The sequence below is a fragment of the Hymenobacter setariae genome, from assembly GCF_007713685.1.
GTDB lineage: Bacteria > Bacteroidota > Bacteroidia > Cytophagales > Hymenobacteraceae > Hymenobacter > Hymenobacter setariae.
Map to the genome: position 1 here is coordinate 1,297,434 of NZ_VMRJ01000001.1, position 22,365 is coordinate 1,319,798.

The 22,365-nt window shown below is 57.6% G+C and carries 18 protein-coding genes and 2 tRNA genes; 7 read left to right on the forward strand and 13 right to left on the reverse strand.

Features of this window, described 5'->3' with window-relative positions:
* Positions 1–21 precede the first annotated feature (21 nt).
* The 3 genes from FNT36_RS05400 to FNT36_RS05410 are packed head-to-tail and all read left to right on the forward strand — an operon-like array spanning position 22 to position 3,195.
* Positions 22–855, forward strand: coding sequence for an ABC transporter permease (locus tag FNT36_RS05400; RefSeq protein WP_144845103.1), 834 nt, complete (start codon positions 22–24; stop codon positions 853–855).
* Between the two features lie 43 nt (positions 856–898).
* Positions 899–2,155, forward strand: a complete 1,257-nt coding sequence (locus FNT36_RS05405) for an ABC transporter ATP-binding protein (RefSeq protein ID WP_144845105.1) — start codon at positions 899–901, stop codon at positions 2,153–2,155.
* The gene (locus FNT36_RS05410; protein ID WP_144845107.1) at positions 2,146–3,195 is read left to right on the forward strand and encodes a hypothetical protein; all 1,050 of its coding nucleotides are present in this window, start codon (positions 2,146–2,148) and stop codon (positions 3,193–3,195) included. Before FNT36_RS05405 ends, FNT36_RS05410 begins: the two co-directional genes overlap by 10 nt.
* On the opposite strand, the gene FNT36_RS05415 is transcribed toward FNT36_RS05410, so the two are convergent.
* Positions 3,184–4,197 carry a glycosyltransferase family 2 protein gene (locus tag FNT36_RS05415; RefSeq protein ID WP_144845109.1) on the reverse strand — a complete coding sequence of 338 codons (1,014 nt, stop codon included), beginning with the start codon at positions 4,195–4,197 and terminating at the stop codon, positions 3,184–3,186. The two genes, FNT36_RS05410 and FNT36_RS05415, sit on opposite strands and share 12 nt — an antisense overlap.
* Before the next feature lie 367 nt (positions 4,198–4,564).
* Between FNT36_RS05415 and FNT36_RS05420 the strand changes: the two genes are divergently transcribed.
* A complete protein-coding gene (locus tag FNT36_RS05420; protein ID WP_144845111.1) occupies positions 4,565–6,724 on the forward strand; it encodes a family 16 glycosylhydrolase in 2,160 nt (719 codons plus the stop codon).
* A gap of 57 nt (positions 6,725–6,781) precedes the next feature.
* On the opposite strand, the gene FNT36_RS05425 is transcribed toward FNT36_RS05420, so the two are convergent.
* The 5 genes from FNT36_RS05425 to FNT36_RS05445 all read right to left on the reverse strand — a co-directional run bounded on the left by FNT36_RS05425 (position 6,782) and on the right by FNT36_RS05445 (position 9,773).
* Positions 6,782–7,177: a hypothetical protein gene (locus FNT36_RS05425; RefSeq protein WP_144845113.1), complete on the reverse strand. Its 396-nt coding sequence runs from the start codon at positions 7,175–7,177 to the stop codon at positions 6,782–6,784.
* A gap of 344 nt (positions 7,178–7,521) precedes the next feature.
* On the reverse strand, positions 7,522–7,872 hold the full coding sequence (locus tag FNT36_RS05430; protein ID WP_144845115.1) for a nuclear transport factor 2 family protein: 351 nt from the start codon (positions 7,870–7,872) through the stop codon (positions 7,522–7,524).
* A gap of 212 nt (positions 7,873–8,084) precedes the next feature.
* Positions 8,085–8,414 (reverse strand): hypothetical protein, encoded by a 330-nt coding sequence (locus FNT36_RS05435; RefSeq protein WP_144845117.1) that lies wholly within the window; start codon positions 8,412–8,414, stop codon positions 8,085–8,087.
* 229 nt (positions 8,415–8,643) lie between these two features.
* Positions 8,644–8,946, reverse strand: a complete 303-nt coding sequence (locus FNT36_RS05440; RefSeq protein ID WP_144845119.1) for a hypothetical protein — start codon at positions 8,944–8,946, stop codon at positions 8,644–8,646.
* Positions 8,947–9,329: 383 nt separating this feature from the next.
* Positions 9,330–9,773 (reverse strand): hypothetical protein, encoded by a 444-nt coding sequence (locus FNT36_RS05445; protein ID WP_144845121.1) that lies wholly within the window; start codon positions 9,771–9,773, stop codon positions 9,330–9,332.
* A gap of 415 nt (positions 9,774–10,188) precedes the next feature.
* On the opposite strand from FNT36_RS05445, the gene FNT36_RS05450 reads away from it, so the two are divergent.
* The 3 genes from FNT36_RS05450 (at position 10,189) to FNT36_RS05460 (ending at position 13,174) form a co-directional block, all read left to right on the forward strand.
* Entirely contained in the window at positions 10,189–10,866 is a 678-nt protein-coding gene (locus FNT36_RS05450) for a porin family protein (RefSeq protein WP_144845123.1), read from the forward strand.
* A gap of 1,301 nt (positions 10,867–12,167) precedes the next feature.
* Positions 12,168–12,581 carry a hypothetical protein gene (locus tag FNT36_RS05455; RefSeq protein ID WP_144845125.1) on the forward strand — a complete coding sequence of 138 codons (414 nt, stop codon included), beginning with the start codon at positions 12,168–12,170 and terminating at the stop codon, positions 12,579–12,581.
* Between the two features lie 290 nt (positions 12,582–12,871).
* On the forward strand, positions 12,872–13,174 hold the full coding sequence (locus tag FNT36_RS05460; RefSeq protein ID WP_144845127.1) for a hypothetical protein: 303 nt from the start codon (positions 12,872–12,874) through the stop codon (positions 13,172–13,174).
* 929 nt (positions 13,175–14,103) lie between these two features.
* Here FNT36_RS05460 and FNT36_RS05465 read toward each other — a convergent pair.
* The 7 genes from FNT36_RS05465 to uvrA all read right to left on the reverse strand — a co-directional run bounded on the left by FNT36_RS05465 (position 14,104) and on the right by uvrA (position 22,224).
* Positions 14,104–14,188: transfer RNA gene (locus FNT36_RS05465), tRNA-Ser, on the reverse strand.
* A 74-nt stretch (positions 14,189–14,262) separates the two neighbouring features.
* Positions 14,263–14,349 (reverse strand) — tRNA-Ser (locus FNT36_RS05470).
* A 116-nt stretch (positions 14,350–14,465) separates the two neighbouring features.
* The gene (locus FNT36_RS05475; protein WP_233635694.1) at positions 14,466–15,419 is read right to left on the reverse strand and encodes a YihY/virulence factor BrkB family protein; all 954 of its coding nucleotides are present in this window, start codon (positions 15,417–15,419) and stop codon (positions 14,466–14,468) included.
* A gap of 56 nt (positions 15,420–15,475) precedes the next feature.
* A complete protein-coding gene (locus FNT36_RS05480) occupies positions 15,476–15,964 on the reverse strand; it encodes an acyl-CoA thioesterase (protein ID WP_144845128.1) in 489 nt (162 codons plus the stop codon).
* 166 nt (positions 15,965–16,130) lie between these two features.
* Positions 16,131–18,914 (reverse strand): S8 family peptidase, encoded by a 2,784-nt coding sequence (locus tag FNT36_RS05485; protein ID WP_144845130.1) that lies wholly within the window; start codon positions 18,912–18,914, stop codon positions 16,131–16,133.
* A 159-nt stretch (positions 18,915–19,073) separates the two neighbouring features.
* Positions 19,074–19,631 (reverse strand): hypothetical protein, encoded by a 558-nt coding sequence (locus FNT36_RS05490; protein WP_144845132.1) that lies wholly within the window; start codon positions 19,629–19,631, stop codon positions 19,074–19,076.
* A 61-nt stretch (positions 19,632–19,692) separates the two neighbouring features.
* Positions 19,693–22,224: an excinuclease ABC subunit UvrA gene (gene uvrA, locus FNT36_RS05495; RefSeq protein ID WP_144845134.1), complete on the reverse strand. Its 2,532-nt coding sequence runs from the start codon at positions 22,222–22,224 to the stop codon at positions 19,693–19,695.
* Positions 22,225–22,365 lie beyond the last annotated feature (141 nt).

Consider the following 22,365-nt stretch of genomic DNA (forward strand, 5'->3'; position numbering starts at 1 on the left):
AAGGTATTGGCTACTTTCCAAATGAAAGAAACTATTTACACGCCGTACTCACCGCTGCAGGCGCCTCGCGCCTTTGGCCGAGAGATTTTGCACGACCTGCGGCTGGTGCACCATATTGGCTGGCAGCTGTTTCGGCGCAACCTGCGGGTGCAGATACGCCAAAACCTACTGGGCTATTTCTGGATGCTCTTGCCGCCTATCCTCACGGGCCTCACCTGGACATACCTAGGCAAGAATCACATCATTCAGGGCTACGACGCTACGGCGGGCCCCTACCCGGCCTACGTACTGGCCGGCTTATTTATCTGGCAGGGCTTTGTGGAAGCCCTCAACTGCCCGCTGCAGCAGTTGCAGAGTGCCCGCGGCACTATTGCCAAGGTCAAAGTACCGCACGAGGCATTCATCGTGGCGGGTATGGGCATGGTGCTGTTCAACCAAGCCATTCGCATGCTCATTTTGGCGGCGGTGCTGGTATGGTTTCATATTCCGTGGCACGCCAGCCTGCTGCTGGTGCCGGTGGGCTTGGGCCTACTGCTAGTGCTGGGCTTGGCCCTAGGGTGGCTGCTGACGCCCGTGAGTTTGCTATACGCCGATATTTCTAGCGCGGTGTCGATGGCGTTAGGCTTTTGGTTTTTGATTACGCCCATCGTGTACACACCTCCTAAGGCGGCGGCTTGGCTTACGGTGCTCAACCCCGTGACGCCGTTGCTCACCACTACCCGCAACTGGGTGCTGACCGGAGAAATGGCCCCCGCGGCGGGCTTTGGGCTGGTGGCCGTGATGGCCGTGGGGCTGCTGGGCGCTAGCTGGCTGGTGTACCGCCTGGCGCGGCCGCACCTCATTGCTCGCCTCTAGTCGGCCCCGTCTGCCTTTTTGATTTAAGCTTTCTTATTGCCTTATGCCCGCTACCGCTACGTCCGAACCAGTAGTTCAAGTTCGCAACCTATCCAAGAAGTTTTGCGGCCACCTGCGCACCTCACTGTGGTATGGCTTGCGCGACATTGCGGCCGAAACTTGGCCCCGCCGCCATCGGCCTGCTGCGGGCCTGCGCCGGGCCGAGTTTTGGAGCTTGCAAGACGTGTCGTTTGAGCTGCACCGCGGCGAGGCGCTGGCCATCATCGGCGCCAACGGGGCCGGCAAAAGCACCTTGCTCAAGCTGCTCAACGGCCTCATCAAACCCGATACAGGCTCTATCCGCCTGCTGGGGCAAGTGGGGGCGCTCATCGAGCTAGGCGTGGGGCTCGACCCAGTGCTCACGGGCCGCGAAAATGTGTTTGTGCGGGCCGCGCTCATGGGCTTTTCGCGGGCGGGCATCGCGCCGCTGCTACCCGCCATCATCGAGTTTACGGGCCTAGGTGAGGCCATCGACATGCCGGTGCAGTTCTACAGCTCGGGCATGGTGTCGCGCCTAGCCTACGCGGTAGCGGCGCACCTGCACCCCGATATTTTGCTCGTGGATGAGGTGCTGGCGGTGGGCGACTTTGACTTTCAGCGAAAGTGCATCAACCACATGATGAGCTACCTAGCTGCGGGTGGCTCGCTCATTCTGGTGTCGCACCAGCCGCACCACATCCAGTCGATATGCCGGCGGGGCGTGGTGCTCGACAAAGGCCGCATCACGTTTTCGGGTACCGCTACGGAAGCACTCGACTACTATTTTTCGCAGCAGCTGGCGGCCCTGGCAGCAGCCGACTCGGCCACGGGCGCCGGAGCGACGCTGAGCGAGGCCCGGCCAGTGGCCATTGAGGGCGTGGCGCTAGCTGGCCAAGTTGCGGGCACCGCAGTGCAGGTTGGCGATGAGGTAGAGCTCACGCTCACTTACCAGTCGTTTCGGGCGCGCGAAAATGCAGGCTGGGCCTTCTTTATCCATACCAGTGATGGGCACGTGTGCATTACGGGAGCCTACTCCCCGCAGCCTACGATGCTGCTTGCGGGCCAGCATACCCTCAGCTGCCGCCTACCAAACCTACCCCTCACGGCGGGCGACTACTTGGTTAAAACCGTAATTTTTGAGTTTGAGTCCTTGCAGCCGCTGGCGTTGTGGGGCTGGGAAAACTCGCCTACTCGGCTGCAAATAGTTGATACCGCCAGCCTAGCCACCAATGCGCAAAAGATGGTGCAGCAACTTATCACGGTACCCGTAACATGGCCTTAGTAAGCCCAGCTGCCCTCGACGACGCCCTAGAGCGGGGCGTAGCCTACCTGCACCAGCACCAGTATCCCAACGGTGAGTTTTGCGCATACTGCGCCCCCGATGCGCCCATGCAGGAGTGGTGCCTGCCCGATAGCTCTATTTTTCCGACGGCACTGATTGGGCATTGCCTGCTCTTCTTAGCTGAGCATCCGGCTATAGACGAGGCCTTAGGCAAGGCCGCCGCTTTCTTGCAGTACCAAGTGAGCCGAGGTGGTCTCTGGAGCCACTTTACCGTACTGCACCGCCTACGCTACTTGTGCCTACCCGACGCTGATGACACGGCCTGCGTATCGGATTTTTTGCGCGCGCGCGGCTTCGACTGGCCCTACCCTGCCAACGTGCCACTGCTGCTGGCTAACCGTGACCGGCGCGGCCTGTTTTACAGCTGGTTTTCGCTGCGGCTGCGCTGGCAAACCAATCGCACGTATTGGCGCATTACCCTCTCCGAGCTACGCCGACCTGTGCAGAGTATCGCGTTCTGGCGAGGGGTCGAGGCCAGTCGCAACGATGTGGATGGAGTAGTAAATGCTAACGTCTTATACTACCTAGGCGACATTCCCGAAACGCAGCCTATCATCGCTTGGCTGCTGCGCATTATTGCCGAAGGCCGCGAGGCCGACTGCGACCTGTGGTACCGCGACGCGCATTTTGTATACTATTTCATTTCGCGCAATTACTTCCGCGGCATCACCCAGTTAGCGCCAGCTCGCCAGCCCGTTATCGACCGCATTGTGGCCACGGCCAAGCCCGATGGCCGCTTAGGCGAGACTATAGTTGACACTGCCTGGGCCGTGTGCACGCTCCTAAACTGGCGCGCCACGCCGCCCGAGCTAGGGCCAGCCGTCGATTTTTTATTGCGCGCGCAGGAGGCCCCCGGCCACTGGCCGCGCTGGCTGGTGTACTACGGCGGCCCCAAGCGAGTACTGGGCTGGGGCTCGGAAGAAATTACTACTGCTTTTTGCCTAGAGGCGCTGGCGCGCTACCGGGCCCTACAAGCCTAGCTGGCGCCAGTGCCACAGCACCTTGGCGTAAAACTTCAGCACGTGGTAATAGGTAGCGGGGTGCTGGCTGAGGCGTAGCGCTTGCGCCAGCACCCCGTGGGCCGCAGGCCAGCTTTTGGTGTGGGCGAGTGCCTGGTAGGCCTCGCCTATGCCTAGCTGCGCGCTACGCCTGCGGGCGCGCTGCCCTATTTTTTGGCGCTGGCCTGCGGGCAAATGCTGCTCGATGCGGGCAATGACGTGTGCCCAGTCGGACAGTAGCTGGCCCTGTTGGGCTTTTTTCCAGGACACGGAGCCCGAGTGGCCCCGGTATTCAGCCAGCATTTCGGGGCTGTAGGCCACGGGATAGTGGCGGGCTATGCGCACCCACATTTCCCAGTCTTCGCCGCACGTGGTACCATAGAAACTTCCTAGGTGCTCGTAGACCTCGCGCCGCACGGCCATCCCTGCATACTGAATGTACTGGGCCTCGGCAATACGTGGCAGCCAATCGGGCAAAATACCGGCTACTGGCTGCACGGGCCCAAACTCCTGCACCTTGCGGCCATGCTCATCAATGGAAGCATAATGCGTGAATGCGGCACCAGCTGCCGGGTGCTGCGCAAAGAGCTGGCCTAGGTGCTCGTAAAAGCCCGGCCGCACGCGGTCGTCGCCATGCAACAGGTGCACCAGACGGCCGCGGGCCCGATTGAGGCAGGTTTCAAAATTGCGCAGGCTGCCCACATTGGTAGGCTGCCGGTAGTACTGCACCCGGCCTGCACCAAGGGAGGCCACTACGGCGGCTACGTCTTCATCGGTGCTGGCATCGTCAACCACTTCAATTTGCATGTGGGCGGCGCCTAGGTCCTGCGCCAGCACGCTCCGCAACGTCTCCCGCAGAAAAGGGGTGCAGTTGTAGGTTGGTATCATCACCGACCATTGCGGGCGCTCGGCCGCGGGGGGCAGGGCCGCAATGACGGGGGCAGTTTGCGGAATGCGAAGAGTGGCGGACGAAGAAAGCGCCATAAGGCTTTTACCGGAGCAAGCCAGCTTAGTCAGCAAGCCTTAACCGCCAGTGTTTGGGGGGTAAACTTACGAATAATAAGGCCACTGCTAGCTAGAGGCAAATGCCGCCGCAGCCCTAGGCAGGGCATAATCACGCGGGGCACTCATGAACGATATAACTTTTAAATAACGCGACTTCTCGCAACGCAGGGAGTCTTGGAGTTTATGCGCTACCATGCACCAGCCGCTCGCCCGTGTATGCTAGTCACTACTCAGAACGTGTTTACACCTTGCAAGAAGGCGTTTAATTCTTTTTACCAAGTACTGCCGACTGTGGCATGGCCGGGCCGCGTACTTTGTTGCTCTGTCTTTTCGTTTTCATTTGTTCATGGCATCCACCCGGCTGCGGCACGCCTTCCTAGTACTTCTCTTAGCCTTATTCGGAGGTGGAGTGGCCCCGCGCCCTGCCGCTGCCCAGTGCAAGCTTCGGCTCGATTTTTCGAACCCAAGCTCGGGGTGGACAATAGTGGCGCGCGATGAGTTTGACGACTCGGCGGGCACGGGGCGGCCCAACCCTAAGTTCTGGCAGGTGCGCCCTGGCGGCACGGACCAGTACGCCGGCTGGGGCAGTGAGTGGTACGATACCAGCGACTCGTCGCTGGTGACGGTGTCGGGCGGGGCGGCCCACCTGCGGGCCACTCGCTGGCGCGATGCGCAGGGCAACCCACTGAGTGTACAGAAAGGCACCTACAGCAACGGCGCACCACGCTACGTGCGCTACCGCTCGGGGATGCTGCGCTCAGTAGGACCTTTTGTGCTGCCCTCCTACGGCGCCTACGAAGCCCGCCTCAAGCTACCCGCCAATGGGGAAGATGCCTGGCCCACGTTCTGGCTCTGGGCCCACCAGGGCACCGAAATAGACATGCTCGACGGCGCCCGCATCGATAACTGGCCCTACGCCTACCCTAGCAACCCTGGCCTACTCACCAATGTGATTGACTGGCACCACCCCAGCAGCACGCAGCAGTATCCTAACTGCGGGCGCCTTTCCAAGCTATGGTCGGACCCCTGGTGGAGCCAAGCCACCCTACTCAGCCGGCAGTACAATACCTACACCATGGTGTGGACGCCCGCCAAAATCACGTTTTTCTTCAACGGCCGCGAAATCCAAACCGTGCCGCGCTCAGCTATCCAAAGCGTGCAGCAATGGAGCGAGCTATTCATCAACCTGCAAACCACTTCGTGGACTAACGCTACGGCTGATTTTCAGCTGGATGTAGACTACGTGCGCCTACTGCGCCCGACCTGCATGGTCAACGGCACCTGCCCCGACGACTATGTCATGGACGCGAGCAGCTACAAGTCTTCGTACGAAGCCTTGAACCACGACATCTCGCAGCCGGTACCCAATTGGGAACCTAGCTCGGACCGCGACCCAGAAGCCACCACTACCTGGGCTAAAGTGAGCGCCGAGCCCGGTTCTATTGCCGTAGGCAAGACCCTACCCGGACAAGCCAGCACCCAAGTTTTTTACCGCGGCACTAACGACCGGCTTTATTTGGCCCACAATGCCCGCGGCAATGACTGGACCGTGACGGCGCTACCTTATACCAGCGGCTACGACGTGGCGGGCGACGTAGCCTATATCCCCTGCCTTCAGCTGGCCATGTACAAGGGGGCCGATGGGCGCCTACAAGGCTACTACCTCGATGCCCTAGGTGGCTGGCAGCACACGTGGCTCACGGGGGCGGCCGGGCAGGGCAATGAGCTAGTCGATGGCCAGGCGGGGGCAGTCACCATCTTAGCCGATGAGGGCATTGTCGCATACCGCAGCCAGCACGCAACAATTCTAGTTTTTACAATAGACCCAAGCTGCTACTCTAGCAGCGCGACCGCTGCATACGCCCCCACCACCCCCCTCCGCATTCCCAATGGTAGCGCTACCGACGTAGCCGGCGACCTTGTATACGACCAGCGCACGCGCAGCATTTTTTACCGCGGCCAAGACAACCAGCTACAAGCGTACTGGTGGGACGGCCAGGCCTATACTCATGCCCGAGTCGACAGTGCCCAGCCGATGGCTGCCAAGCCCACCGCGCTCGTTGCTACGGCAACCGGTATTTTTTATGTAAGCCAGGATGATAACATCTGCTGCGTAACTCGCAACAAGCGCACGGGGCACTTTGCCACTGCGGTGCTACCGATGGCCCCTTACACCTATGGCGACACGGGCTACCCCATGGCTTACAAGGTAAAAGGCTCGCTGGCCAGCACCCCCGACGGCACTCACCTTCTGTACCAGGGCTACGATGGCCGCCTGCAAATGCTGTACCTCGACGGTATCCAATGGCAACACGCCTGGCTAGACGACTACTGGAACACAAACGAGTTTTGCTCGTTCAGCACCAAACAGGGCAGCGGACTTGCTTCGGTGACAACTGATAGCCGCCGCACCTTCTACTGCGACGCCTACAACCACTTGCGCTACTTTGGCTGGGAGCCTTGCGAAGTAACCGAGTGCGGCAACATGCACGCCAATCTACACTAGCCCAGCATACTAGCCACAACCGTCTAGGTCAGCGGCCACCGCCACAAAAGCGAGGGCCTAGCTTAACACTGCCATTTTAGTACCAGCGAAGCTGGCGCTCCAAGACAGCTGGGCAAACACCTTGTGAGGTAGCAGCAAAGCTCCATAAAGCAGGCTAGGAGACTGAGACACGTTTGCGCGCCAATACGCTTTGATTTCTTCTATCTCTTCCGGCGTGAAATCAGGCATGGATAAGTGTGCCGTCAAGAGCTTGTCCCAGCCCCATCGTGATAGCATATAGCCCGCCTGCAGCAGAAAAGCCTGCAGCTCTGTAGGCATTCGGGGGCCGGTATAGTACTCAATGGCAAGGTAAAGCCCCGATGGGTGCACAAGAACCCGCCCAACAGCGTTTTCGAAATGCAAGTGTGAGCCAGGTGCAGAAGTATAATTATTCACAGAAGCAGCTAAAATCAAATATATAGTTAAGAGCAAGACAACAAATATATTTAACTACTGCCTATAGTTGTGCTAACTGCATAGCGATTAATTTATTTATTGCATTCTACTTATTCTACTGGTTGGCAAACTGTGCATTGTTATACCTCTCCATTGCCTGCGGCTGCCGAGCCTACCTAGGGTTATCATCCATACAACACTCGCCGCTGGTCACCTAGCCTTTCCGATAATTTATCTAGACAAGCCATCACGTACTCTGAGTATTTGGCAGCGCACCAATGTGGAATAATAGATAGATGAAGGGCCACAAAAAAGGCCCCGTGCTGAGCGGGGCCTTTTACCTATACTGCTTGCCAGTGGTATTACACTTGCTCGATATCCATTTGCTTGATTAAGCCGGCATCGATGGTGTAGAGGTGTTTCACCGGGCCGTCAAACACTACTTTTCCCTGCAAGTCTTTGACTACTTGCTGCACGGCTACCTCTAGTTGGCCGTTTTCGCGTTGTGCAAAGCCAGTGGGCTCTACGTGGGGGTCTAGCTCCTGCCACTGCCGCAGCCAGTAGTCTCGCACTTGCTCGTGGCCTACGGCATAATCGCCCTCCCACGCGCGCGACCACCGCACCTGCGGGTCAAACGTAGCGAGGATGGTAGGAATATCGCGGGCATTGAAAGCGGCGTATATTTTCCGAATCAGGTCTTGCTGTTGGTCCATAAGAAAGGAAAGACTGCGTGAACGTACTGTAGCCTACTAGGCTTGTGCGGTGAAGTTATGCGGCGCCTACCTATTCGCTCATGAGGCAGGCCTGCCCCTAGAGCACCTAGGGGACTTACCGCCAACCGATTGCTTAGGCGCATAGGCGCGCAGCAAAAACAAAGAGCCGCAACAGCGCACGAAGCGCTTGCTTCCTTAACCGCGCTTGTAGGTTATTGGCCCTTCACGAAGACCAGCGTAGTCCGCACATCACTTGCTGCTGCCTCTGCGCTGAAGGTACTCTGCAGGCGATAGCCTTGCTGGTACAACGTCGCAAAGATTTTTTGATAGCCTTGCCCCGACTTGTCTAAGCGCTCGCCAAATGCTCCGTTTTCGAAACCGAGCTGCTCGCTTTTCCCATCAGGCCGGGTAATACTCACATTAACACGCCGAACCCCTTCCGTAATTCGCACTACTAGCACCTCTGGCCCTCCTGTCTGCGCCTCAGCTGGCCTAGAAGCCAATGCCAGCAGGCACGCCCCTAGAAATAAGAGTTTTTTCATGACCGAAGATAACCTTACCTTTTCCGACCAAGTGGCCCTAGGTCATTCAGCGGCTTCTTCACTACTTACGAGGTATTCGAGGCTTGCGCAGGTAATAAAAAGTACTGCGGAGAATAGAACTTCGCTTCTGCTAGTGAGCCATTGAGCCTTGCTTTTCTAATAGTTAGCAAAGGCATACAGTTTCTTCGCGCGCCAGAGGTAAATGCTGACTTGATAAGCAAGGGCTACTCTAATCTATAACAAGCTCTGCTGTTTTCCACACATAGCTTGCATCAGGCAAGCGTTTACAATTTTTCTGAAATGCCTGAATGACAGGCCCCCTCGTTTTATCTTCCTTAGAGCAGCCAATGATGCCACGACCTAGGAGAGCAATGACGACGGTATTAGGCTCCTTGTATTCTAAATACCGCCCGATGACTTGCAGTTCAGCAATGCTGGTCGTGATACGCGCACCATCACTATCGATATTTAGAGGCTTAATAAAGCGAATGACTTTGTCTTGATAGGTGATGTCGTGAAACAGGTAGCGCATCCTTGGTAAAATTTGTATGCAGCCACAAATTACAACAGAATCCCCACAGATTTATACTAGAAAATCTACTATGCACTATTTTGCCACGACTAACACGCTCTATTTGTCTCACTTACCGCTAAGTTTCGCATGCCGTCTTCTGGCAGCAGCATTCACCTAGTTCAATGTTAAGAACTGTATATGATGGCGCTCTACTATCTTCCTAATGACCGTGAGCTTACCATAGAACTGGCCACTTAGCACCCCACATCAGCTATAAAAACCTCATCTAAAGCAGATGAGCCGTTCCAAACTATAAAAACAACCTTAGCCCGAAGACTACACAAGCATAGGGATAAACTCAACAGCAAGCCCCGACCTCACCAGCCGGGGCTCTTTACTTATTAGGCTACCTGCAACTCTTCTTCGCGGTAGCAGTCCCAGTAGCCATCAGCTAGCCGATATACAGGCACGCGGCGCAGTAGTCCCGTCACTGGGTGAGGTTCTTTTAAATACCCACGCCAAACCACAGTGTGCGGCAGCGCCTGCGTGAGGGGCAGCACGGCCCGACCTACTTCAAAGGCAAATAAGGTTGAGGCAGCCTGCATTACCACTGGCTCGGGCTCAATTAGCGCGGGCACCTGAGGCACTTCTTCATAGTCAGGGTCGGCCAGCTCCGCCTCGTCGCTTCCTTGCGCGATGTCATCGTAGTCAGGGTCGGCTGGTGTCTCGTATTCTATATCAGCTACTTCATGGTAGTAAGTCGGCAATGCATCGTCATATTCTACATCGGCCGTGTCGTAGTCCGGCTCAAAGTCGGGGTCAGGTTTTCGGTCGGGCTTTGGCATAAGCTTACAGGCTAAATCTTCTACTAAGCTAACTAGTACTAGCGCCACTGGCAAAATCTGGTGTCGCATTACGCCCGCTACGCAACGTCGTCATCCACTACTTTTTGCGCTCTATGCCTTTTAATACAATGCCGCTAACTCGTTAGTACCTGCTGGCCCTTCCTTTTACTCCTGCTGCATTATTTCTCGTCCAAGCCCTCAGCCAACCATTCACCAACTTCTCTACTCTTGGTAGTTCTGCACCTAGTATTACTACTCTATTACAGCTTGTTAGAACTATACCGCTACCTACTCAGAACCTGGCGCACCCAATAGCAAGAAGCGTCCGTTGGCAAGTTATTTCGGCAGCAGGTGGCTTAATGCAACCCTTCTAAGGAGTACTGCCTCATCAGACTACTTATTCCTTTTCTCTCTGATGAAACGACTATTCTTCTTACTCAGCAGTTACTGGCTGCTGGCCAGCACTGCGCAGGCGCAGGTAGGCCTACGTACTGGGGGTGGACTAACTAGCATCGCCAAGAGTTCTGACGACGGTAGAAACGTCACTACTACACAGCGAAAGCTAGGCTACCAAGCAGGCATCTTCTACCAAATATCCCTTAGCCAGTATTTGTCGCTCGTGCCCGAAATAGCGTTTAGCCGCGAGCACTTTGCTGTGGATAACAACTACTATTTCGGAGAAGGCGACGTTTTCAGTTCTTACATCCAATCGCTGTCTTACCTAAATCTACCCATCTTGCTCCGGGCGAGTCTCGGGGCATTCTATCTCGAAGTCGGGCCACAAGCCAGTTTATTGGTTGGGGGACGTGCTACTGGCACTCAAACCATCAGCGGAGGCTTTGTAGCGGGTTCCTATTCGACGCCTATTGATGCTGCGGCAACTACCAGTTACCATCGCTTCGATGCAGGTCCCTGCGTAGGTGTGGGGATAAAACTACCCGCCGGCCTGGGCCTAGGAGTACGGGCTTATTGGGGGCTTACGAAGCTAACAAAGGAGCAAACGTCCGTACCGTTTGGTCAGTCATACATTGCATTTCAACATCGACAAACGCTGCAAGCCTCGCTGACTTATCAATTGCCGACCCGCCAGTAGTGTCGGACGTGCGGTCAGCGCCGCAGGGGCGTATTCGGGGCAGCGCGGCGACGCCTATCGACTATAACCAATTAGCTCGCTTGTTTACTGAGGTCAGCATTTATACCAAGATACAAGAAACTATGGCCTCCATTGACCGCCCAAAATACACTCAGCAGCTAGGTAACAGCTAGATAGCTCTTTATCCGCTATCATATTACCACCGTCAGTATAGGGGGTTAGTACAGTAGGTGGTCAACTGATATTCTGGATTAATGCTTTTTCTAAAGGAAACTCGCTTTTCGACGACTGGCAAACTAGGGAGGTTTACTTAGAAGATGGCGGCGAAGCCTACTTCAATATGTATATCAATCTTGATGCACAGCAGTGCTTTGACTTCTTCCACAATTTAATTGGTGGCTAAAAGTTGAAGCGAATTATCTCTTAGGAACTGTGCAACGTCTTTTAGTAGCTTGGTGATATGAAACACTTGCTACTGCTAAGCGGGCTATTACTGACAAGATTTACTAGCTGCTCCTCTACTGAGACCGCTTCACATACAGCGGACCCGAGCCAGTCAGTAGCCGGACATACATCAATACCGCCAGCGTCAGTTGTCCCTCATCTCCCAGCTACTAAGCAAGACACGGCCGCATTGCTAAGTCAAGCGCTGTGGCCAGATTCGCGTGGATACCAATTAGAGTCCTTCAAAAAGGGCGATATCAATCAAGACCAGCGCCCTGATTTTATTGCAGTATTTCGAACGCTGACCCCAACCGACACCCTAGACGGAGAGGCGAGTTATTCCCGCCGGGTCGCGCTGATTCTAAATCGGGGGTGGCCGTCCGTGGCCTTAGCGGCTTACAATGATACTGTTGTAGAATGCACCGCCTGTGGGGGCGCTGGTGTAGGAGACCCGCATCAAGGAATTACTATCAAGGGTGGATACTTTTCGCTGGAGGGCCTGTATGGTGCCTGCCGAAAGACCTATGTTGTCACCACCTTTCGCTACTCGAAAGCGGAGCACAACTGGTTTTTGCACAAGATTGGCCAGGACGATGATGACTGCAATAATACGGAGGCTCCCCCGCGCCATCAAGAGCAGACGACACGCGATTTTGGACATGTCAGTTTTGAGGCATTTGAGGGTGGTGCACCTCCTCAAACACTATAGACAACAACAAGCAAGCCCCGACTAACCTAGGCCGAGGGCTTTTCGAGGACTGATTTTTTGTGCACTTAGTCTCAAAATGGGTCGCATTGCACCCATCACAGTCCAACTCACTTAGTCACGACTCGCCTCTACTACTTATTTTAGTAGTATGGCAACCCAAAAACTCCGCTACTCGCGCACCGATGCCGAGCAAACGCAAGCCTGGGACGCAGGCGAAGAATATCCCGACCTACCAGCTGAGCTGAATTATGCTGATGAAGCTGCCGACGTGTGCCAGCACTGCGGCGAGCCGCTAGGCTGGCATGAGCAAGCGTGCGAAGAGCCGATTGCTAAGCCTACGTCAGAGCCTACAATACCCTCCCCGCAAGCCTCAGGTGGCTTCACCTTTGCCCTAGGTAGTTTAGCCCTGCCTATTACGCAGGAAAGCCCGCATCCAGTAGTATGGCGTGGCCACCTGAAAGAGCGCCATCCCGCTACGGGCCTAGTTCAGCGAGTGCCGGTGTACCGGCTCGATGATGGGTATTGGGACTGCTACCGCGAAGAGGAACTACGGGTGGCGTAGAAAAGCAAAAGAGCCCCGACCGGTTGGTCGGGGCTCTTTTGCAGTACTTGTTGGTTGGTCCGCTACTCAACCAGCAGGCGTAAGGCTTGGCCGCTGGTGCGCACGACATATACGCCTGGCACCAGTGCGCTCAAGTCGAGCCGTACCGGTTGCGTCGGCAACGCGGTCGTTGTGAGCGTACGGCCGGGTGCGTCTATCACCCGTACAGTTTTGGGGGCTGACCGGCAAAATCTCTTCGTCACCGTATACATAGGCAGCGTTAACGCTTTTACCCTTTGCTTTCTATTTCTATGCAGCGCTCCATTTCCCTTTTACCCCTAGCGACTCTGCTGCTAGGTGGCCTAGTACTCAGCAGCTGCGGCGGCAGTGAATCTAGCACGAGCAACGTGCAAGGCAGCGAATCGGCTACTAGCCAGACCAGCAGCATGGATGACTCATCTAGCGCAGGTGGCGCGGGCGCGACAAGCACGCCCGCCGGGGGTACGAGTAGTCCTAATTCGAGCGGCACTGAGACTGGCACTAGCATGAACGGCGGCGGTAGCGGCAGTAGTGGCACATCTAACACTGGCGCCACGATTGGCAACAGTCACTAGGGCATTGCGGAGCCGCCCGTACTGAGTGGCTCCAAGCCATCGTACTACGATAGCAATCCCAATAGCCGAGCGTGTGATAATGGCACTAACCCGCACCCTGGCGGAGCGCCACCTATTCTGTAGGTGTATACGTACTGCGCCTGCGAGCGGGCGATAAGACCCTAACGAAGCGCGTAGTACAGTAACTCACCTTCATTTCTTGCTCATCTGACAAAAAGCCCCGACCTAGTCGGGGCTTTTGTGTAAGCTATATCCAATTCAAGCCACTCACAGGCGCACACCATCGGCCTGGCTGAGGCGGGAGTCGTGCAATCTTCGTTGCTCCCCGGCGGAAGTAGAATCACTTTCGGGGGATGGTAGTAGGTTCAGCTGGTGAAAAAGCAGCATTAACAGGGTCACTAATAAGACTGTCTGTAATATGCGCGCCCACTTGATAAGCCAGCCATGAGAGATTGTAGTATCAGTTGAAGGCTCTTTCATATCTCAACTTGTCCACTGTTGCAGCCAGTACCACTGCTACAAAAAAGTAAGCTAACCAATAATGGTAATGCTCTTTCATCTACGAACCACGCGCTATCTTCAGATTGCTGACTACAGAAAAAACCCAGAATCTCAGCAGAAAAATGTTTTCTATTTATCAGACTGTACTGCTCAGCGCTGCTGTGCAGTACTAAGTAGTGGAACCTTATCAGGCCCGCTTCTTATAAAGCAGAAATGCTGCCTAATTCGGGCGGGGTTTCTGCTTTACAGCCCTGACCTCTTGTAGCCACTAGTGAGGCCAACGTAGGTGCGGGTTTCGGTAGCGGTTGCAGGGGTATGATTGGATGGGCAAGTACAAAACTGGATAGTCAATTTTTTAACCGTCCCCCAAGGAATCCCCAAAAAAGCAAAAAGCTCGTCTCCGGCCTGGAAACGAGCTTTTTGCTTTGCAGAGAAGGAGGGATTCGAACCCCCGGACCTGTTACAGTCTTCGGTTTTCAAGACCGACGCAATCGACCACTCTGCCACTTCTCTAGACATGAAATGATAAAACGGTAAATCGGCGAAGCGTGGAAGCTACTTCACCAACTCACTACTTTACCATTTCGCAGAGAGGGGGGGATTCGAACCCCCGATACCGTTGCCGGTATAACGGATTTCGAATCCGTCGCATTCGACCACTCTGCCACCTCTCTAGGGTCCCAAACGAGTGGTTGGGGTTGCAAAAGTAGAAAACAACGCATTAGGAACAAGGAGCCAACACTGCCTAAATCTAAAAATTAGCACCTAGCAGCTTGTTCAACGCTCATTGTCAAGGACTAATTTTTTTCAAGCGGCCAGTGGTCGCGTCCATACTCACATTGACTTCGAAGCCAATGATGAGCGTCATGCACACAAACTCGAGCCACACCATGAAGCCTACCAGCGCCCCGATAGAGCCGTAGAACGTGTTGTAGGAGTTGAAAATGCGCACGTAGAGCGTGAACAGAAACGACACCAGGAAGATGAGCAGCGTGGCCACCAATGCCCCCACCGACACAAACGGCCACTTATCGTGCACCGGCGGCACGAAGTAATAAATGACGCAGGTGGTGGTGAGAAACAACCCAATGAGCGAGCCATAGCGCAGTGCTAGAGTCATAAATTCGGACGAGCGCTCGGGCACAATTTCGTAGAACACTAGCGCATCGATGATGAAGGTGCCGAAGAAAATGCCCGCAATGGCCACTACCAGCAGCAAGGCCAGCACAAAGGTGAGGCCGGTGGCAATGAAGCGCTTGTGCAGATAACCCCGGTGCTTGAACCACGGATACTTTTTCTCAAACGCATCGAGTAGAGCCATAATGCCGTTGCTGCTCAGCACCAGGGCCGACACAAACCCGAACGACAGTAAGCCGCCGTGCGGAATGCGCACAATGTCCTCGATGGTGGTAGCCGTGGCGGCGTACAGCTCGTGGGGCATGATGTCGGCCAAGAACTGAAGAATGTCCACATCGAGGCTCGGCACCGGGATGTAAGGGATGAGCGTAAACAGGAAGATGATGGTCGGAAACAGGGCCAGCGTCAGGTTGAAGGCCATGTAGGCGGCGCGCTTTTCTAAGGAGTCGAGCCGCAACTCGTGCAGTACGCGCTCGCCTACATCGTAGACCGAGATGCGGCCGCCGCGCAGGTGCTTGCGCTTGCCCCAGGCCATGAGGTTGCGGTAAGCGCGGTGGCGGCGCACATCGGGCACGAAGGCGCGGCGGCGAGTGGGAGGAGCGAGCAAACCGAGATGGAGTTAGAATTAGTTAAGAAACGAGCAAGCGGATTTTCCATGCAGTGCTAGCTGCCGAAGGCGGCCGGTGCGGGTGCCTCGCCGGGAGTAGCCCGGCCGGGCCCTAGGGGGCCTAACACCTCGGCTTCAGAAAAATAGGGCGTCAGCTTTTCACGCACGCTGTCCGGAATGGGCACGGGGCGACCGTTGGTGGTGCTCACAAACACCATGAGCGTGTAGCCTTCGGTGAGCAGGTCGTTGGCTTCGTTGCGGATTTCATATTCAAATTTCACCCGTGAGCCTTCGGCCAGTTCTTTTAGCATGACCCGAATGGTAAGCAGGTCGTCGTAGCGCGCGGGGCGGCGAAAACGCGTGTGCAGCTCGCCCACCGGCATACCCACGCCCTGGGCTTCTAGGTCTTTGTAACGAATGCCGAGCTGGCGAAACGACTCGGTGCGGGCTACTTCGAAGTAGGCGGCATAATTGCCGTGGTAGACATAGCCCATTTGGTCGGTTTCGGCGTAGCGAACGCGAAGTTGAATGTCGGCAGCGTACATAGCGGAGGTAAAAAGTAAGCAAAAGCCAAGGGAATTGGCTCGGCAAGAATAACACGGCTAGCGCCAAATAGTGCAGCCTGGCACCACCCGCGCCTACCTAGAACACAAAGAAACCCCTCCGCCCGGTCAGGCGAAGGGGTTTCGTGGTAGCCAGTTACGCTGCCGCTTACTCGCGTACCAGCCGGCGCACTAGGCTGCCGCTAGCCCCCGAAATCCGCAGGGTATATACTCCCACCGCCAACGCACCGAGCCGTAGCTCGCCGCCCGCAGCACCTAGGGGCTGGCGGGCCACCTCCTGCCCCAGCGCATTGAGCACCTGGGCAGTGGCGGCACCAAAGCCAGCTGGCAACACCACTTGCACTAGGCCAGTGCTTGGGTTGGGATATGCCTGCCAGGCAGCAGCAGTAGCCGGCGAGGTGGCCAGTGGCCGCGGCGGCACGTAGGCAGCTACGGCCGCATCGGCGGCAGCTTGCAGCTCGGCAAGCGTGGGGGCGGCCAGCACGGCAAAAGCTACCGTGACCGAATCGCCGGGCGCCAAGCGAGGTACTTGCGTGCTCATCACCTGCGACACATCGGCCCCAACCGAGTCGATACCGGCTGACCGGTGGGCGCGGCCAAAACCGTCGCTAAGGGCAAGGTATTTTTCGGCGGGGCTGAAGCCATCGCCTAGATACACCGGGGTGCCTGCGGCGGCACCGTTATTGATGGCGTACACACCCTTAGGCTCACGGCCTAGCACCTGCACTCCCGCATAGAGGCGGGTGGCTCGTGGGTCGTAGGTATACCCTAGGTGCCGCACCGAGTCGTAGCGGGCCAGGTTGCGGCCGCCATCGCCTGGCAGGTCCCAGTCGGTAAATAAGCCCGCGTAGAGTGGCTTGAGGGTATCGGCCGTTATATTTTTGAGTGAATACTCCAGCACGATAAAATTGCGGCGGGCGGCGGGCACCCCCCAAGCTAAGCCACGCTGGCGCACCTGCACGCCTACTGAGCGCGGCGCCGCAGCCGTGGGCAGCGAGTCGCGGAAGGTGCTATAGGCTTCTTGGTCGGCGCGAGGGCCGGCCAGCACCCGACGAATGGGTACCTCGGTGTAAAAAGATTCGCGCATGGTGCTAGGCGCGGCACGCAGGCGGTCGGACACCCGAGTTGGTGAAGTGGCCAATAGCAGGCCGCCCTCGCTGAGCAGCGGGCCCACAGTGCGATAGCTCACACCAAGGCCATTTTGGTCGTAGCCGCCATCGTAGGCCAAGCTGCCGCGGCTGCTGAGGCTGGCTACGAGGTCACCAGCATCGAGCTGCACAAAGTCAGGGTTGAGGCGCACGTCCAGGTATTGGTCGGTTTGGTAGCCGCCCGCAGCCGTGAGGCGGTAACGCAGCGTGGCGGTAGTGTTCAGCGGCACGTCGGTAGCTACGGTCAGCTGAAACGGCTGGTCGGCATTGGTGCGCTGGGCCAGAGGCGTGAGGTTGCCTACTGCAAAGCTTGCTTGCTGCACCGTGAGGTAGGGCGACAGCGAGGTTACCGTAACCGTGAGACCCGTCATGGGTTGCAGCAGGTTACGGACTAATACAGTCAGCTGCACCTTTTCGCCGGGGGCGTAGCCGGCGGGCTGGGCAGGAGCCAAGGTGCTAGTTACCACCCGTGCCTCCTGGTACCCTAGGGTCGCTACGGCCCGCGCCATGTTGAGGCGACCGGTACCGAGCTTGCCGCGGTAGGGCGCGTTGGCTGGCAGGCTGTATATGGCCGTATCGGCCGATTGGCGCAGCTGCGCGCCTACCTGCTCGGCCCGCAACTGCGGAAAGCGCGAGCGCACCAGCGCTGCTGCCCCCGCCACTTGCGGCGACGATAGCGAAGTGCCCGATTCGTAGCCGTAATCGATATCGGCATAGTAGCCCTTCGACGTCCAAATGTTGTTGCCCGGCGCACTCAAGTCGATGCGATAGCCGTAGGTGGCAAAGCCGGCCCTGCCATCGCCTTCGTCAGTAGCCGACACGGCCAGCACGTGCTCGTAAGAGGCTGGGTAAAAGCGCAAGTCGCCGTTGGTATTACCAGATGCAGCTACCAGTACCGCATCCTTGTTGACGGCGGCGTAGGTGCACACATCTTGTTCGAAGCGCGAGTAGCCCCCTTGGCCGCCCCACGACATGTTAATGACCTTGCAGCCGTGGTCGGCCGCGTACACAATGGCCTCATAACCCGCAAACGAGCCGGTTTTGGTACCCGGAAATACCTGCACCGGTAAAAACTTGCAGTTGAAGGCCACGCCCGCCATCCCGATGGTGTTGTCGGTTTGGCCCGCCATGATACCGGCTACCAGCGAGCCGTGGTTGGCGCCGTCTTCGTTCGAGCTAGGGTCGTTGTTGCCATTGGCCATATCCCACCCCCGAAAATTATCTACGTAGCCATCGAGGTCATCATCTACGCCATTGATGGGGTCGGCGTAGTTGAGCTTGATTTTATTCTTCAAGTCGGTGTGGCTCGGGCGGATGCCCGTGTCGGTGAGGCCGATAACCACGGTGGTATCACCTTTGGTAAAGTCCCAGGCCTGGTAGGCACTGATGCGCTTCAGGTAATACTGCCGGCCATTCACCGAGTCGGCGTACAGGTCATTGGGCTGGTAGAGCGGCTCGCGGATATAAAGCGGCTCGACGTACTCGACGGCCCCGGTGCCTATCAGCATGGCCCGTGCCTTGGCAAGCGTAGCCGTAGCTGGCACCTCCAGCTGGTAGATGCGGCGCAGGTCTACACTACCTGGCAGCTCGGAGTTGGGGGCCGTGGCCCGCGGAAATTTCTGACTCAGGCCCGTGGCGCCTAGGGTGCGAAGCGCTGCTGCTACAGCCGTCGGGCTAGCGGTAGGCTTTAGCTTTAATACCAGACGACCCGGAATAGTAGGGGGCCCCGCCAAAACGGCCAACCGAGTTACTGCTAATAGGATGATAGTAAGAATATATTTCATAAGCCTTTCATAGTTAGACACAGCTGCTGTAAAGATATGGATAATGCTACTGCTTACCGGATGCGCTAGGCACACCTAGGCAGCTTACTATCTCGCTCCTACCCGGTGCTCGATTGGCTTACTGATACTTACTAATACTTGGCTGGTACAGCCTCCCTCCTACTCGGCCGGCCACTGCCTAGGTAGGCCGGCCTCGCGGGCCAGCGGCGCGGCACCCGAAGCATAGAGGCCGCCTAGCACTGCATTGGCTGCTTCGGCCAGCTCTAGGTGGTAGTCGGCGTGCAGCTTGTTGGCTTGTTTGAGGGCTTCTTGCGTGCGGCGCACGAGGTGCTGGAGCAGCGGCTGCGTGGGGCCGTGCAGCCGCGCTACCACCTCGGGCTGGTGCTGAAACACATTGGCCAACAGCCGCAAGCTCAGTTCGACCTCCCCAAAAGCATCGTCGGTGATACGGGCGTGATAAGCTAAGCGCGCTTGCAACTGCCGCAGAATAACCAGCAGGTCATTAGGGGTTTGGTGATAGCCGCGCACGGGGTCATCTACCTGCTGGCGCAGGGCGGCGCGGCGGTTGTCTACGCCGTCGGGGCCCTCGAGCAGGCGGTGGGCCAGTTGCTCGGTCAGCACGGCATCTTGGGCCACGAGGCGGGCTAGTAGTTGGTCTTTTTCTTTCTGAGGTAGGTCGAAGAGGGCGCGGCGCAGGTCGGGAGGTAAGGCGGGCATGGTAAGAGTGGGCTACTATCTTCTATCAGGCTCATCTGGCAGCCAATTGTTAACATTAATTCTAGCCTTTGCCTTCCAAAAACTGCTTCAAATACGGGGCAGTCTTGCTCTTTTTTACCTCGGCTACCTTCACTGGCGAGCCGGCGGCTACCACTTGGCCGCCCTCGTCGCCCGCGCCGGGGCCGATGTCAATAACCCAATCGCTGGTCGCTACCACGTGCATGTCGTGCTCTACTACTACAATGGTATTCCCAGCCTCTACCAGGCTGTGGAGCTGCCGCAGTAGCTTCTCTACATCGGAAGGGTGCAGGCCGGTGGTGGGCTCATCGAGCACGTAGAGCGAGTGGCCCCTAGGGGGGCGCTGAAGCTCGGCTGCGAGCTTGATACGCTGGGCTTCGCCGCCGCTGAGCTCGGTGGCGGGCTGCCCTAGGCGCAGGTAGCCCAGGCCTACTTCGCGCAGCACCGTGAGGGCGCGTTGCACAGTGGGTTCCTCGGAGAAGAACTCCCAGGCGGCGTCCACGGTCAATCCCAGTACGTCGGCGATATTTTTATTGTGATAGGTAATCTCTAGAGTCTTGGCGTTGTAGCGGGTGCCGTGGCACACGGGGCAGGGCGTGTACACGCTGGGTAAGAACAGTAGCTCAACCATCACGGAGCCTTCGCCCTGGCAGTTTTCGCAGCGGCCTTTGGCCACATTGAAGGAGAAGCGGCCCGCGTCGTAGCGGCGCTTGCGCGCTTCGGGCGTGGCCGCGAACAGCTTGCGCACATGGTCAAACAGGCCTGTGTACGTGGCCATATTGGAGCGCGGCGTGCGGCCGATAGGCTGCTGGTCAACGCGTACCAGGCGGGTTATTTTATCGATGCCCTCGGTAATGCGGCCTTCGGTGGCGGCTTCGTCAGCACGCTCCAAGGCGTCGCCTTCGGGCTCTTCGGGCGCGATTTCCTGCCCTAGGTGCTTCGCTACTAGCTCCACCAGCACTTGGCTGACCAGAGTCGACTTGCCCGAGCCCGATACTCCCGTGACGCTCGTGAAGACACCTAGGGGAAAATCAGCGTCGAGCTGCTGTAGGTTGTGCCGCGTGATGCCGCGCAGCCGCAGCCAGCCACTGGGCTCGCGGGGCGGGCGCGGCACCACAGGCGCTTGGTCAAACAGATACCGGCGCGTCTGCGAGTCGGCTACGTCGGCCAAGCCAGCCAGCGGGCCGCTGTAGAGTATCCGGCCGCCCTGCTCGCCCGCGCCCGGCCCCACGTCCACGACCCAGTCGGCCTGCTTGATTACTTCTAGCTCGTGCTCGACTACGAATAGCGAATTACCAGCACGCTGCAAGCCACCTAGGGCCTTCAGCAGCGCCGCCGTATCGACGGGGTGCAGGCCTGCCGAGGGCTCATCGAGCACGTACACCACCCCGAATAAATTGGAGCGTACCTGCGTGGCCAGCCGCAGCCGTTGCAGTTCGCCGGGCGAGAGCGTGGGCGTGCTGCGCTCCAGGGTGAGGTAGCCGAGCCCTAGGTCGAGCAGCACGCTCAGGCGGCCGCACAGGTCATCGGCAATGCGCTGCGTCACAATGACTTTTTCGGGAAACTGCGCGTCGTACTCGGCGCCGCGGTCTACCTTGCTATCGGCGTAGGGCCGCAGCAAGGCCGCCAACGCCTTCAGCGGCAGCCGCGACAAATCGGCAATGTCGAGCCCCGCAAACGTGACACTCAGCGACTCGGGCCGCAGCCGCTTGCCGTGGCAGAGCGGGCACTCGGTGCTGAGCATAAATTGCAGAGCGCGCTTCTTCATTTGGGCGCTCTGGGTATTGGCGAACGAGTGAAACACGTGCCGCCGGGCGCTGGTGAAGGTGCCCATGTAGTTGGGCTCTTCCTTGCGCTGTAGGGCGCGGCGCGTTTCCTCGGGCGAGTAGCCAGGGTACACGGGCACCACCGGCTGCTCCTCGGTAAAGAGTATCCAGTCGCGCTCTTTTTGGGGCAGGTCACGCCAGGGTTTGTCCACGTCATAGCCCATACTCACCAAGATGTCGCGCTGGTTTTGGCCGCCCCAGGCGGTGGGCCACGCCGCAATGGCCCGCTCCCGGATGGTGAGCGAATCGTCGGGCACCATTGAGCGCTCGGTCACCTCGTACACGCGCCCTAGGCCGTGGCAAGTGGGGCAAGCGCCCTCGGGCGTGTTGGGCGAAAAGCCTTCGGCGTAAATAATACCTTGCCCCTTCGGATAATCGCCGGCCCGCGAGTACAGCATTCGCAAAAGGTTGGAAAGCGTGGTGACGCTGCCCACCGACGAGCGCGTGGTGCCCCCACCGCGCTGCTGCTGCAAGGCCACGGCCGGCGGCAGGCCATCGATTACATCAACTTCGGGCACTTCTAACTGGTGAAACAGCCGCCGCGCATACGGCGACACCGACTCTAGGTAGCGCCGCTGGGCCTCGGCGTAGAGCGTGCCAAACGCCAACGACGACTTGCCCGACCCCGATACCCCCGTAAACACCACCAGCGCATCGCGCGGAATGTCCACGTCTACATTCTGTAAATTGTGCTCGCGGGCACCGCGCACTTGTACAAAGCCGGGGCGGTTAGTTGATGATTCTGCCATTCTAAAGAAGCGTAAGGCTTGTCAGAACGGGGCGAGCGGGCAGCGGGTTAGCAGATTAGGTGGCACGAGCAGATTAAGCTATAATGACTAGCATCTTACATACATAAAAAAGCGCCTGTAGCCAAAGTGGCCGCAGGCGCT